This is a genomic window from Pseudomonas sp. MDT1-16, from assembly GCF_054898115.1.
Map to the genome: position 1 here is coordinate 5,002,867 of NZ_CM142717.1, position 12,831 is coordinate 5,015,697.

Annotated in this window: 12 protein-coding genes and 1 pseudogene; 6 read left to right on the plus strand and 7 right to left on the minus strand. The window is 60.6% G+C overall.

Annotated features, from left to right (window positions below; translation table 11 throughout):
• Positions 1-83: 83 nt before the first annotated feature.
• Positions 84-2,504: a beta-galactosidase gene (locus ACYZT3_RS23005; protein WP_462030834.1), complete on the minus strand. Its 2,421-nt coding sequence runs from the start codon at positions 2,502-2,504 to the stop codon at positions 84-86.
• Between the two features lie 95 nt (positions 2,505-2,599).
• Positions 2,600-4,744 (minus strand): ATP-dependent DNA helicase DinG, encoded by a 2,145-nt coding sequence (gene dinG, locus ACYZT3_RS23010; RefSeq protein ID WP_282376872.1) that lies wholly within the window; start codon positions 4,742-4,744, stop codon positions 2,600-2,602.
• Positions 4,745-4,843: 99 nt separating this feature from the next.
• On the opposite strand from dinG, the gene ACYZT3_RS23015 reads away from it, so the two are divergent.
• Entirely contained in the window at positions 4,844-5,308 is a 465-nt protein-coding gene (locus ACYZT3_RS23015; protein ID WP_282376873.1) for a CopD family protein, read from the plus strand.
• Between the two features lie 31 nt (positions 5,309-5,339).
• Here the strand turns inward: ACYZT3_RS23015 and ACYZT3_RS23020 are convergent, their stop codons facing one another.
• The 4 genes and pseudogenes from ACYZT3_RS23020 to ACYZT3_RS23035 form a co-directional block, all read right to left on the minus strand.
• Positions 5,340-6,098 carry a collagen-like protein gene (locus ACYZT3_RS23020; protein ID WP_462030835.1) on the minus strand — a complete coding sequence of 253 codons (759 nt, stop codon included), beginning with the start codon at positions 6,096-6,098 and terminating at the stop codon, positions 5,340-5,342.
• Positions 6,091-6,369, minus strand: a complete 279-nt coding sequence (locus ACYZT3_RS23025) for a DUF1145 domain-containing protein (protein ID WP_282376875.1) — start codon at positions 6,367-6,369, stop codon at positions 6,091-6,093. Before ACYZT3_RS23025 ends, ACYZT3_RS23020 begins: the two co-directional genes overlap by 8 nt.
• A gap of 148 nt (positions 6,370-6,517) precedes the next feature.
• Positions 6,518-6,673: pseudogene (locus ACYZT3_RS23030) on the minus strand (OmpA family protein); the annotation flags it as partial.
• Between the two features lie 110 nt (positions 6,674-6,783).
• Positions 6,784-7,479: an OmpA family protein gene (locus ACYZT3_RS23035; RefSeq protein WP_462030836.1), complete on the minus strand. Its 696-nt coding sequence runs from the start codon at positions 7,477-7,479 to the stop codon at positions 6,784-6,786.
• A 191-nt stretch (positions 7,480-7,670) separates the two neighbouring features.
• On the opposite strand from ACYZT3_RS23035, the gene ACYZT3_RS23040 reads away from it, so the two are divergent.
• The 4 genes from ACYZT3_RS23040 to ACYZT3_RS23055 are packed head-to-tail and all read left to right on the plus strand — an operon-like array spanning position 7,671 to position 9,394.
• Positions 7,671-8,168, plus strand: a complete 498-nt coding sequence (locus tag ACYZT3_RS23040) for a DUF6231 family protein (RefSeq protein WP_462030837.1) — start codon at positions 7,671-7,673, stop codon at positions 8,166-8,168.
• A 4-nt stretch (positions 8,169-8,172) separates the two neighbouring features.
• The gene (locus ACYZT3_RS23045; protein ID WP_282376878.1) at positions 8,173-8,649 is read left to right on the plus strand and encodes a YchJ family protein; all 477 of its coding nucleotides are present in this window, start codon (positions 8,173-8,175) and stop codon (positions 8,647-8,649) included.
• Positions 8,650-8,693: 44 nt separating this feature from the next.
• Positions 8,694-9,188: an LEA/WHy family protein gene (locus tag ACYZT3_RS23050; RefSeq protein ID WP_462030838.1), complete on the plus strand. Its 495-nt coding sequence runs from the start codon at positions 8,694-8,696 to the stop codon at positions 9,186-9,188.
• The gene (locus ACYZT3_RS23055; RefSeq protein ID WP_007906737.1) at positions 9,185-9,394 is read left to right on the plus strand and encodes an SEC-C metal-binding domain-containing protein; all 210 of its coding nucleotides are present in this window, start codon (positions 9,185-9,187) and stop codon (positions 9,392-9,394) included. The genes ACYZT3_RS23050 and ACYZT3_RS23055 overlap by 4 nt, the downstream gene beginning before the upstream one ends.
• A gap of 56 nt (positions 9,395-9,450) precedes the next feature.
• On the opposite strand, the gene ACYZT3_RS23060 is transcribed toward ACYZT3_RS23055, so the two are convergent.
• Entirely contained in the window at positions 9,451-10,008 is a 558-nt protein-coding gene (locus tag ACYZT3_RS23060; protein ID WP_282376880.1) for a cysteine hydrolase family protein, read from the minus strand.
• Positions 10,009-10,378: 370 nt separating this feature from the next.
• Here ACYZT3_RS23060 and ACYZT3_RS23065 point away from each other — a divergent pair, with 370 nt between their 5' ends.
• Entirely contained in the window at positions 10,379-12,829 is a 2,451-nt protein-coding gene (locus ACYZT3_RS23065) for a penicillin acylase family protein (protein ID WP_282376881.1), read from the plus strand.
• Positions 12,830-12,831: the final 2 nt, after the last annotated feature.

A 12,831-nucleotide genomic window follows, 5' to 3' on the forward strand; every position in this document is an offset into this window, starting at 1 on the left:
AGGTTTTGGGAACTGTGGCGGGCCGGGTGGTCGCCATACAGCCCGGCGAAAAACACTTAGCAAATCAACGTACCTGTCAGCACTCAGTGACCATTGCCGGCATGCCCACCCGCATGGCCAGCGCCCTGCCCTGCGCCTTTGCCAGCATCGCCTTTTTTGCCGCCCTCAGCTTCGTGACCGGCTTTATCCGCTTCAGCCTTCGCCTTCTCGGCTTCTTTACCGAGCTGATCGACGGTCTGCAAATTGCTCTTGCGTACGCTATCGACGAACCCCTGGAACGGCAGATCGGTGATGCCCACCAAACCAAAGTGCCCGTTCTCGCCATCCAGCAGACGACCGGTCACCGGTTGATCGAGGTATTGGAACCAGTGCACCCCGACGATCGACGGTTCGCTCATCGCCTGTTTGAGGAAATTGGCGTAAGCCGGCCCACGGTCCTCTTCCTTCGCCAATTGCGTCACGCCACCCCAGAACGGGCCGCGATCCGCGGCGCCGAAGTTGAACTCGGTGATCAACACCGGTTTATCCAGGCTGCGCAGCTTGGCGAAATCGTAACCGTCCTGCGGTTGCAGGGTATACATGTTGAAGCTCAGCACGTCGCAATACTGGGCACAGGACTCAACCGCTTCCGGGGTGCTGATGGCAAACCGACCGCCCAGCAACAGCTGATTCGGCGCGTGCCACTTGAGCGAGTCGGAAATGGTCTTGAAGTACGTGTCGGCGAAGACCTTCTGGAAGTATTTGAAGTCGGCTTCGATTTCCGGGTGTTCGGCGCTGGGCAGCGGCGGCACGAAGCCCGGGTCTTCCATCAATTCCCAGGCCGGCAAATCAATGCCCCAGGCTTTGGAAAGACCCGCCTGATTGCGGTATTTGTCCCGCAGTTGCTTGAGGAACGCGCGTTTGGCCGGCACGTCGGTAGTCATCTTCAACGTGCCGTACGCGAGGGCGTAGCGGGCTTTCGGGTCATCGCCGGGGCCGGCCCAGGCCAGTTCGTTATCGGCAAAGTAACCGATCAGCCACGGGTCGTCGCGATGGTCGCGGGCGGCAATGGCCACGGCACGTTCGGTGGCCATGGCGAAACGCGGGTCAAACGGGTCGGGCATGCCACCCCACCAGTCAGTGCCAGTGCTGATGCTGGCGTAATCGCCGACGATCGACAGCGGCAACGTGTACGGCACACGGTCAGCGCTGGCCAGCGCCGGGGCGCTCCAGTTGCCGAGGGTATTGAAGCCCCAGGCTTGCAGACGATCAAGGGTGTGGCTGGCCCATTGTTTTTCATCGACAACCGCTTTGCAGGGTTCGGCGGGGGTTTTCTCAGCCGCTTTCGCGGCCGTCGCTTCCACGGCGTCAGCCTTGGCGGCTTCGGCGACACCGGCCTTGGTGTCGCTGCCCAGTGCGCAAGGTTCGCCATACAAACGCTGCAGGTTGGCACCATAGAAATCGTACCAGCGACCGGCGTTATATCCACGGCCCTGATCGACACCGTTGCCACCGCGGTTGTCGCCTTCGCCATAGTGGCTGGCCAGCGGCTCGTCGGGTTTTGGCAGGGATTCGAACATCCATTCGCGACCGGCGATGTAAGTCTGGTTGACGTCCGGGGTGACGGTGTTGACCCCAAGCGAATAAAACGGATGCCCTTCAGGGGTCACCAGGTACCAGCGACCGTCGCGCTTCTCTGTGCGGAAAAAGCCGCTGGCCTTGAATGCCGGGCCTTTGTTCCAGCCACCGAACTTGTCCAGGGACGACTTCTCGCGCTCGGCCAGCCAGGTTTTCAGTTGCTGCTGTTCTTTGGCGGCGGCGCTTTTCAGTTGCTCGTCGCTGCTGACTTTCTCTGGCCATTTGGTCCGGGTTGACTGGCCGTAAGCGTCTACAAGGCCGCCAAAAGCCGCTTGGGTGAGCGCATCGCCGTCCTGCACGCCAAAGCGCTCAAGCAGAATACTTTGAGCGACTTTCGGCTGATCCATCGACAAGGTCACCGATACCACTTGGCTGCGCTCCAGCTCACCGACGCTGCTGGCCAGCAATACGCGTTGCCCCTCAAACATCATCGGCATCGGCGGGCCAGCTTTCAGGCCGAGGCTCAATGGCGAAAAGGGCTGCAGCGGCACCCATAACGTTTGCGCAGGGCCGGCCGGCAAGTCGACGCGGCTTATCAGCGTCTTGCCGTCGTTGCTCTGAATTTTCACGTACAGGGTCACGGCCCAGTCCATTGCACTCTGAATCCGTAAACTCATGAAGCCCGACTGCGACCAGTCCCAGGCGCCGGTCTGCGGCGTCAGACGCAAGGTCGGTTGGGCCACCGGGTTGAACGTCACCCGACGCAGCACTTCGCCCTCGGCCGTTTGCTCGGCGTTGGATTGCGGCAGGCTGGCGTCCTGAGTCGCCACTTGGACTACGTCGGCGGGGCGCACGAAGTTGAACAGCGTCTGTTGGCCGGCAGGGGCTGCCAGCACAGGGGCTGCGAACATCAGAGCGAAAACAGCGGGCAACGAACGGCGGATCATAAGAACGAAGTTCTCCCTAACGACCAACAATGGTCAATGGAAAAGCGATGGTAGAGAGATAGACAACGCGGTGGGCATATTTGCCCACCGGTGTATCAGGAAATTTCACGACGGAAGGGAGGCAACGCATTGAGGATTGCCTTGCCGTAACGCTGGGTGACCAGGCGTCGATCGAGCAACGTGATGGTGCCGCGGTCTTCTTCGGTGCGCAGCAAACGACCGCAGGCCTGGACCAGCTTCAGCGAAGCATCCGGCACCGAGATTTCCATGAACGGATTCCCGCCCCGAGCCTCGATCCACTCGGCCAGGGCCGCTTCGACCGGATCGTCGGGCACCGAGAACGGAATCTTCGCGATGACCACGTGCTCACAATACGCACCGGGCAAGTCGACCCCTTCGGCAAAACTCGCCAGGCCGAACAACACGCTGGAATCACCGCCATCGACCCGTGCCTTGTGCTTGTTCAGGGTTTCCTGTTTCGACAGGTTGCCTTGAATGAACACTTGCTTGCGCCAGTCGCGATCGAGGCCGTCGAACACGTCCTGCATCTGTTTGCGCGAGGAGAACAGCACCAGGGTGCCGCGCGAACCTTCCACCAAGGCTGGCAGGTCGCGGATGATCGCTGCGGTGTGGGCCGGCGCATCACGCGGATCGGCCTTCAGGTCCGGCACTCGCAGCACGCCAGCGTCGGCATGATGGAACGGGCTCGGGACGACCGCAGTCACGGCTTTTTTCGGCAGGCCGGCACGCATGCGGAAACGGTCGAAGGTGCCGAGGGCGGTCAGGGTCGCCGAGGTCACCAGCGCGCCATAGGCCACGTTCCACAAATTGCGCCGGAGCATTTCCGCCGCGAGGATCGGGCTGGCATTGACCTCGATGTCGAACAGCGAACCGCTTTCGGCCAGGGTCAGCCAGCGAGCCATGGGCGGGTTGTCTTCCGGGTCTTCTGCGGTGAACGCGCCCCACAATTCCCAGTTGCCCGAAGAGCGGGACAACAGGCTGCCAAACAGCGGATACCATTCTTCGGCCTGGTTACTGGCGATGCCGATGTTGACCTCGCCGTCCATGCCGTCCTTGAGCAGTTCGGTCAGTCGGGTAAAGACATCGGTCAGACGGGCAAAGCCCTTCTTCAACTCGATGCCCATTTCGCGCATGTGCTCGGGAATGACCCCGCCAACGAAGCGATGACGCGGCCGCTCGCGACCTTCGACGTCTTCGCCGGGCTTGAAATCGGCGACCTGCTCGCAGGCGGTGAACATGAATTGCTGCTGTGTCTTGATCTCCCGCGCGAGTTCCGGCACCTGCTCGATCAACTTGCCCAAGTCGCCCGGCAGCGGATGCTGGGCCAGCAATTTGGCGAGGTTCTTGGCGGTGGTTTCCAGCCAGTCGGCGGTGGAACGCAGACGTGTGTAATGGGCGAAATGGCCGATGGCCTTGTCCGGCAGGTGGTGGCCTTCGTCGAACACGTAGAGGGTGTCGCGCGGGTCCGGCAGCACGGCACCGCCGCCCAGCGCCAGGTCGGCCAGGACCATGTCGTGGTTGGTGACGATCACGTCGACCTTGCCCATGCCTTCGCGGGCCTTGTAGAAGGCGCACTGGCCGAAGTTCGGGCAATGACGGTTGGTGCACTGGCTGTGATCGGTGGTCAGACGCGCCCAATCGGCATCTTCCAGTGCGGTCGACCAACTGTCGCGGTCGCCGTCCCACTTATTGCCCGCGAGTTTCTCGATCATGCTGGTGAACAGCTTCTGACTGGCCTCATCAACCTCGATCTTGAAGCCTTCTTCTTCGAACAGCTGCGCCGTGGCGGTTTGCGCGTGACCTTCCTGAAGCAACATGTCGAGCTTGGACAGGCACATGTAGCGCCCGCGCCCCTTGGCCAGGGCAAAGCTGAAATTCAGCCCGCTGTTGCGCATCAGGTCAGGCAAATCCTTGTAGACGATCTGCTCTTGCAGGGCCACGGTGGCCGTGGCAATCACCAGGCGCTTGCCGGCGGCCTTCGCAGTGGGGATTGCAGCCAGGCTGTAGGCCACGGTTTTACCGGTACCGGTGCCGGCTTCCACCGCGACAATCGCGGGGTCGCCACTGCGCCGGCCTTCGTCGTCGGTGTCGATGTCACCGAGGACCTTGGCAATTTCGGCGATCATCAGGCGTTGCCCGTAGCGCGGTTTGAGGCTCTTGGCTTCGAGAAAACGCGAGTAGGCGCCCTGGATCGTGGTTTTGAGTTCGGTGCTGATCATGGATTGTCGGGCGCAAAAAACGCTGGATAAATTTTCAGTGGTACGGATCGGCGGCTATCATACCGCGCTAATTAATCCCGCGCAGAACGGAGTACCTCAATGACCGCTTTTAGCCTCGTTTATACCCTGCATGTCCTATCCGCCCTGGTATGGGTGGGCGGCATGTTTTTCGCGTGGATGGTCTTGCGCCCCGCGGCGATGAAGGCCCTGGAAGGCCCTGCCCGTTTAAAGCTGTGGATAGAAGTGTTTCAAGGTTTTTTCCGCTGGGTCTGGGTCGCGGTGGTGCTTTTGCCGATCAGCGGTGTGGGCATGATTCATTTGCAGTACAGCGGTTTTGAAGCGGCGCCGCGGTATGTGCAGGTGATGATGGGATTGTACGTGGTGATGACGGCGCTATTTATCCGGATTCAGGCATTGTTGTTGCCGGAGTTGCGCACGGCGGTGTCGGCGCAGGATTGGCCGACGGGGGCCTCGGTGCTGGGGAGGATTCGCAAGTTGGTGGGGATTAATCTGATTGTCGGGTTGGGGCTGGTGGCGATTGCTGCAGCGCGGCCTACGTTCTAAAGCCTCGCAGCTTTTGTGGCGAGGGGCATTCTTACAACCGCTGAACAGTCACCGCCCCCGTCGCACCCGCAGACCCAGGCTGGCCATCAGCACCTGGACGACCACTTTTTCCGCCATCGGCCTTGTAGACGAAGCAGCCCTTGGCCTTGCCACCCGCTCCCGGCTTGCCGCCGGGCCCGGCCACGCCACCGGCACCGCCGGCCACCTGAACCTTGATCTGTTGCGCCGGGTAATCGCGCGGCACTTCCAGCCTTACCAGCGCACCCGGTGCTCCCGGCTGACCGTCGCTGCCATTACTGCCATCAGCACCGCGACCGGCCTGACCCCAAGTACAACCCGGCGCCTGACCGTTGGCCCCATCGAGACCGACGAAACCCGGTGCGCCCGCGCCGCCGCGAGCGTCCACCCACAATAGCGGCGCGCTCAGCGCCCTGATCTGCACATTCAGGTTACGCCCGGAGCGAGCCGCTTTGAGGTAAGTCCCCGGCGCACCGCGAGCAGTGATCTGGCTGCCTTCGGACAACTGCGCACGACTGACCTTCAGCTCAAGCGGCTGTTCGCTGGGTACGATGGCGATCCGCGCTTCACGACCCAGACGCAATTCACCGACGATGACCTCGGTCACATTCGAGGGAATCAACAAGGTACCGTAATCGGCCACTTCCAGGCGTTCCAGCTGCAAGGTGCTGGCGGTGTTGGGCAAACGCATCAAGGAGTTGCTTTCGACGCTCACCACCTGAGCGCAAGCCAATGGGCTGATGAGTGCAGCGAGCAGACAGAGTTTACGCATGGGAAGCCTTCAGTACGGTGGGAGCCGGGATGGTTTGCAGGTGGAAAACGCCGAAAAAGAGGATCTTCAGGCGATCACGCCAAGGGTGAGCGCGACCTCTGAGACTGCGGTAGCAGAACACCGCCTCCAGAAAATGGAGCAGCGCCAACAGGCTGCCAACCAGATCGACCAATAGATGCAGAGGATTGATAAACGGCGTGAATTGATTGACCAGCACCACCAGCCAGAACAGCAGGGTCAATAACTTCCCCAGCGCCCAAAACACGTTCATACGCTCCCCCGTTGAGAATTATTCTTTGCGCGCACAGTACCGGCTTCCATGCGGGATAAGCCAGAGGCCAACGGAAAATTCTTCATGAAGGCCGTCGAATGGCCGCCGGACCGACTTCACTTGTCGCCCAACGGCTCTATTACGGGGCTCAGCGATTGATGTGCAACGCCACCCGACGGTTCTTCGCCCGCCCTTCATCCGTTTCGTTATCGGCCACCGGCTGACTTTCGCCCTTGCCCGCGCTGGTGACTTTGTTTGGCGCCAGGCCCTGACTCAACAGGTAGGCCGCCACGCTACTGGCGCGGTCCGTGTGAGAACACTCATGGTGAAAGCTCCTGTGTTACCGGCCAATGCCGGTTACACAGGAGTAAAGATCCGCATCCGCGACTGCACAAGCCGCGGAATACGAGGGGTTTAGCGGTTGATTTTGATTTCAGTGCGACGGTTCGACGAGCGGCCGTCAGCGGTTTGGTTATCGGCGACCGGTTGGCTTTCACCGGCACCGGTGACAGATACGAAGCTGCTGCGTGGTACACCTTGGGAAATCAGGTATTCGACCACCGAGTGCGCACGACGATCCGACAGTTTCTGGTTGTAGGCGTCACTGCCCACGCTGTCGGTGTGACCGGTTACGGTCAACTGGGCGGTACTTGATTCCTGCTTCAGGCGCGTGGCGATGGTGTTGAGGACTTCTTTATCGGAAGGAGTAAGTGTGGCTTTGTCGAACTGGAAATGAACATCGCGAATGACGATGACTTCTTCTTTAACCACGGCCGCTTCTTCGACCACTGGCGCAGGCACCGGTGGAGGGCAGCCGTCGGCATCGACCTGCACGCCTCTAGGCGTACCCGGGCACTTGTCGCGGCTATCCGGCACGCCATCGCCGTCTTCGTCGCCATCACCGTGAACCCAGCAATAGGCCGCAGCCGTGGCGCCGACGATCAGCGCGCCATACCCCGCCCATGCCGAGCTCTCGGTCGCGCCGAGACCTGCACCCACGACACCACCGACCGCCGCACAGGTCGGCCAGTCGGTTTTCTGCAAACCTGCGCAACCAGTCAACACACTGGTTAGCAGAACCAAGGGTAATGCTGTGCGAACTATGCTCATCTGGTTTTCTCCTGAGGGGACCGGCTTAGGACCGATTCAGGTAGTAAAGACCCGAGTTTTAATCTCCGCCAGCAATAGGCCATTGCAGTTTCGTCCCGTGTTCACGGTAGATCGACGCTTTTGAGAGAAACCACCTCTAGGCCCGGTCCCTTGAGCAGGCTAGTCTTGGCAGCTCTGATTGAGGAACTTAGATGATTGCAGGTATTTCTTCGCGCACGCCCCAGCAGGCGTTGGCCGCTTTGCTTGATCGTTACGCCCCCGCGCGCCTGTTGCTGATTGGCGCCAGCGAATTCCCCGCGCTTGAGGCCTTCAAGCTGGCGCACCCGGACACCTGTGTTGCACACGCGGCACCCAGGGCGTTGCCGGCCGAATTGGCCGCGCGCCGGTTTGACTTGGCGCTGGTGGTCGATTGCCTCGAACATTTGCCCAAGCGCGATGGCCTGAATCTGCTTGGCGGGATCCGTAACCTCAACGCCAGTCGCATCGCGGTGCTGGCGGACTTGCCGGCCAGCGGCTGGCAGGAGACCGACTTTTTCTCCCTGGCCCTGCAGGCCAGCGAACGCTTCCAGCGCGACGATCAGGTGCTGACCCTGTTCACCTATGATCTGCTTGACTACAAACAAGTACCCGACTGGCTAAACTCACGGTTCTGGGCCAATCCGGAAAACTTCGGTAAATATTGGTGGTAACGCAATGAGTACGTCCATTTGCCCCTGCGGCAGCGGCACCCTGCTGGATGCCTGTTGCGGTCATTACCATGCCGGCCATCTGGCGCCTTGTGCCGAAGCCTTGATGCGTTCGCGCTACAGCGCCTATGTATTGGGGCTGATCGATTACCTGGTGACAACCACCCTGCCCGCGCAACAGGCCGGCCTCGATCGACAGTCCATCAGCGACTGGAGCGTCCAAAGCACCTGGCTGGGCCTTGAAGTGGAAAGCTCGGAGGTCTTCGGCGGTCAGCCGGAACACGCCTTCGTGACCTTCACCGCGCGCTGGCACGATGGCAGCGGTGAACACAGCCACCGCGAGCGCTCGTCGTTCGTGCAGAACGCCGGCCACTGGTACTTCATCGACCCCACCGTACAACTCAAGGCCGGACGCAATGATGCGTGCCCTTGCGCCAGCGGACAGAAATTCAAGAAGTGTTGTGCGGGTTATTTCAGCAGTTGAGGTAATCGCAAGAGACTAGACTGGGCATCAAAGGGAGTCACTCCATGCTCAGTCAACGGCGCGTCTTTCAAACCCTCACCTTGCTCCTGTTTCTGGGGCTCGGCGGCTGCGCGTCCTGGTTCGGCGACGATTTGCCGGAGCCGCAGGTGCATCTGGTCAAGGTCGAAGTGGTCCAGGCCAAGCTGATGCAGCAACGATTCCTCCTGCACTTTCGCATCGACAACCCCAACGACAGTGACCTGACCGTGCGAGGCATCGAGTACCGCATTCACTTGGGCGACATGCTGCTGACCGAAGGCGAGCACGAGCATTGGTTCACGGTCGGTCCCAAGCGCAGTGCCTACTTTAAAGTGCCGATCCGCACCAATCTTTGGCCCAAGGTCCGGGATCTGGTGAAACTGCTGAAAAAACCCGACCAGCCCATCCCCTATCGCCTGGAAGGTGAATTGGAAACCGGTTTATTCATCGCCCACTACGTGCACCTGGCGCGTAATGGCGTGATAATCCCCGCCGATTTAATTCCGGAGCAAAACCGATGACCCAGCAACCCCATGTCCATGGCCCTGACTGCAACCACGATCACGACCATCACGACCACCATGATCACGACCACGGCCATGTTCACGGTCCGAACTGCGGCCACGCCCACCAGGAACCGGTGCGCAACGCCCTGAAAGACGTCGGTCGCAACGACCCTTGCCCCTGCGGCAACGGCAAGAAATTCAAGAAGTGCCACGGCGCATAATGCGTTGAAGCACTGTTCTGCGCAGAAGCCGGGCGTCCCCCGGCTCCTGCACGGTTTCAGTCGGACTTGAGAATTGCCGCAGTGCTCACGACCGTCGCGTATTCCCCATGCAAATTCCCCAGCGACATCGCATGCACTTCCTCGGCTGTATGGGCTTTACCAAAGAAGTCAGCCTTGTCGAAGGTAAAGCACGCATCCTCCGCCACCCACGCATCAAACCCAAGATTCCCGGCCGTTCGCACCGTGGACTCCACCGAGTTGTTAGTCGCCACGCCAACAATCACCAGTTGATCAATCCCAGCCTCGCGCAAACTCGCCTCCAAACGGGTCGAACAAAACGCATCCGGGACCTGCTTTTGTATGAGCTGCTCACCGGTTCGTGGCTGGAACCGCACCTGAAACTCCACCCCGGACTGCTCCGGCCAGAACACCGATTCCGGCGACCGGGACAGGTGCTGCACGTGAATCACCGGTCGCCCGGTTCGCCGCCAATGCGTTAGCAAATCGAGGATTCGCTCCTCGGCCTGAGGGTTATTTCGGCGACCCAGTTTGGGATGCAGGATGCCTTTTTGTTGATCAATGATGATCAGCGCCGCGTTCGTTTTGAGCTCCATGCCGGTTTTTCTCATGCTGGGTCATTGAATTTCACGCACTTCAGCATCACCTCCTTTTACAGGCAAGCGATCGAACGCAAACAGGACGAATCCTGAAAAACGACGCAATCCCCTCGCCACCGGTGAAGAAATAACCCCGCCGCCGCTTGCGCGGCTACCTCCTGCTCACTAACGTAGCGCCCTTAATGTGCCCGGCCTCGGAAGTCCGTTCATCTTTTGACGAGTGGCTAATGTTGTCAGACAAGGCGCCGCGACGAGTCATAGCCCGCTATGGCGAGGAGCGGCAACGCAGTCTGGCGACATTAGACGCCGTCAAAAGTGAACAGCGACTTTCGAGGCCGGGCACCACTACCCCCGCAGGAGCTTTGCCATGGCCTCGCCAGCCCTTACACATTTCCTTCCCCGGTTCGGCGTTGCCGCAGCAGTGGCCAGTGTTTTAAGCCTGACCGGTTGTCAGACCTGGAACACCCAGGACACCCTCCCGCCGACCAGCGGCGTGCAGCCGCTCAAGGGCCTGGCGCAGAACGTTTCGGTGCGCCGCAATGCCATGGGCATGCCGTTGATCGAAAGCAACACTTTCCACGACGCGCTGTTCGCCCTTGGATACGTCCACGCCAGCGATCGCATCACGCAAATGGTCACCCTGCGCCTATTGGCTCAGGGCCGCTTGTCGGAGATGTCCGGTCTGGACCTGCTGGACGCTGATCGCTACATGCGCGCCGTCAACCTGAAGAAAAGCGCCGGCGAGCTATACAAGGCGTCTTCGCCGCGCCTCAAACGCTTCTTCGAAGTCTATGCGCGCGGGGTCAACGCCTACCTGTTCCGCTACCGCGACAAGTTGCCAGCAGACCTCGCGGCCACTGGTTACAAGCCTGAATACTGGAAGCCGGAAGATTCAGCGCTGATTTTCTGCCTGCTGAACTTCAGCCAATCAGCCAACCTGCCCGAGGAAATTTCCTCACTGATGCTGGCTCAGACCGTCAGCACCGACAAACTCGCGTGGCTGACGCCGTCTGCCCCCGATGAAAAACTGCCGCTGGCCGACGCTGAAAAACTTCAGGGCATCAAGCTCAACGGGCAAATCCCGGGCCTGGCCGACATCAGCAAAGCCACGAGCCAACTGTCCGATCTGAATCTGCTGGGCGCCACCTCGTCGAACAACTGGGCGATCGGCCCGCAACGCAGCCGCAGCGGCAAAAGCTTGCTGGCCAGCGACAGCCATGGACCACTGGGCGTGCCGTCGTTGTTCAGTTACGTGCAGATTCGCGCGCCGAAGTACCAGGCTTCTGGTGTGACGATTGCCGGTTTGCCAATGGTGCTCGGCGGTTTCAACGGCAAAGTGGCGTGGAGCATGACCACCGTCATGGGCGACAACCAGGACCTGTTCCTGGAAAAAATCAAACGCCAGGGCAACGGACTTTCCTACGAGGTGGGCGGCAAATGGCAGCCGGCGATCATGCGTAACGAAACCTACTTCGTCAAAGGCCAGCGGCCGATTCGCGAAGTGGTGTACGAAACCCGTCACGGCCCGCTGCTCAACAGTGCCCAAGGCACGACGCTGGCCAACGGGTTCGGCCTGGCCTTGCAGACGCCAAACTTCACCGACGACAAGACACTGGACGCGTTTTTCGACCTGTCCCGGGCGCAGAACGTCGAGAAAGCCTCGGACGCCAGCCGTGAAATCCGCGCCATTGCGCTGAACCTGGTATTTGCCGACGCCAGCAACATCGGCTGGCAAGTCACCGGTCGCTACCCCAACCGTCGCGAAGGTGAAGGCCTGATGCCGTCGCCGGGCTGGGAAGGTCGTTACGATTGGGACGGTTACGCCGACCCGATGCTCCATCCCTATGACCAGGATCCGGCCCAAGGCTGGCTCGGCACCGCCAACCAGCGAGTCATTCCCCATGGCTACGGCATGCAACTGTCCAACTCCTGGTCAGCGCCGGAACGTGGCGAACGCCTGGCCGAACTGGCAGGCGTGGGCAAACACGACACGCGCAGCGTGATCGCCATGCAATACGATCAGACCACCACCTTCGCCGCCAAACTGAAGAAAATGTTTGCAGCACCGGGCATGTCCCAGCCGCTCAAGCAGGCCATCGAAGCGTTGCCTGACGCGGATCGCGGCAAGGCTCGCGAGGCGTATACCCGCCTGATGGCCTTCGACGGCAAACTCAGCCCAACCTCCGCCGATGCGGCGATTTATGAGCTGTTCCTGCAGCAAAGTACCCAACAGACTTTCCTCGATGAACTGGGTCCGGAAAGCAGCCCGGCGTGGAAAGCCTTTATCGCCAACGGTAAGTTGTCCTACACGGCGCAGGCCGACCACCTGCTGGGGCGTGAGGACAGTCCGTTCTGGGATGACACTCGCACACCGCAGAAAGAAGACAAACCGGCGATCCTCGCCCGCAGTCTGGCGGCGGCGATCAGCGCTGGCGACAGTCAGTTGGGCGGCGATCACAAAGCCTGGCAGTGGGGCAAACTGCACCGTTATGAATGGAAGAATGCCAGTGGCCAGACCGTGCGCGGGCCATTCGCGGCGGGTGGCGATCACACCACGCTCAATACCTCGGCGTTCGCCTGGGGTCAGGATTTCAACACGACCCTGGCACCGGCCATGCGCTTTATCGTCGACTTCGGCCAGGCCGAACCGCTGATGGGACAGAACGGCACCGGCCAGTCCGGTAACCCGGCCAGCCCAAGCTACCTCAACAGCATTGATCCTTGGCTCAAAGGGCAATACATGAGCTTGCCGATGCAGCCGCAGAACTTTGACAAGGTGTATGGGAAGACGCGGTTGACGCTGACACCTGGCAAGTAATC

What these genes read in the sequence shown, in the direction of transcription:
- ACYZT3_RS23065 (WP_282376881.1), top strand. Translation starts at nt 10,379, where the DNA reads ATGGCCTCGCCAGCCCTTACACATTTCCTTCCCCGGTTCGGCGTTGCC.
- ACYZT3_RS23015 (WP_282376873.1), top strand. Translation starts at nt 4,844, where the DNA reads ATGACCGCTTTTAGCCTCGTTTATACCCTGCATGTCCTATCCGCCCTG.
- ACYZT3_RS23050 (WP_462030838.1), top strand. Translation starts at nt 8,694, where the DNA reads ATGCTCAGTCAACGGCGCGTCTTTCAAACCCTCACCTTGCTCCTGTTT.
- ACYZT3_RS23045 (WP_282376878.1), top strand. Translation starts at nt 8,173, where the DNA reads ATGAGTACGTCCATTTGCCCCTGCGGCAGCGGCACCCTGCTGGATGCC.
- ACYZT3_RS23035 (WP_462030836.1), bottom strand. Translation starts at nt 7,479, where the DNA reads ATGAGCATAGTTCGCACAGCATTACCCTTGGTTCTGCTAACCAGTGTG.
- dinG (WP_282376872.1), bottom strand. Translation starts at nt 4,744, where the DNA reads ATGATCAGCACCGAACTCAAAACCACGATCCAGGGCGCCTACTCGCGT.
- ACYZT3_RS23025 (WP_282376875.1), bottom strand. Translation starts at nt 6,369, where the DNA reads ATGAACGTGTTTTGGGCGCTGGGGAAGTTATTGACCCTGCTGTTCTGG.
- ACYZT3_RS23055 (WP_007906737.1), top strand. Translation starts at nt 9,185, where the DNA reads ATGACCCAGCAACCCCATGTCCATGGCCCTGACTGCAACCACGATCAC.
- ACYZT3_RS23040 (WP_462030837.1), top strand. Translation starts at nt 7,671, where the DNA reads ATGATTGCAGGTATTTCTTCGCGCACGCCCCAGCAGGCGTTGGCCGCT.
- ACYZT3_RS23060 (WP_282376880.1), bottom strand. Translation starts at nt 10,008, where the DNA reads ATGGAGCTCAAAACGAACGCGGCGCTGATCATCATTGATCAACAAAAA.
- ACYZT3_RS23020 (WP_462030835.1), bottom strand. Translation starts at nt 6,098, where the DNA reads ATGCGTAAACTCTGTCTGCTCGCTGCACTCATCAGCCCATTGGCTTGC.
- ACYZT3_RS23005 (WP_462030834.1), bottom strand. Translation starts at nt 2,504, where the DNA reads ATGATCCGCCGTTCGTTGCCCGCTGTTTTCGCTCTGATGTTCGCAGCC.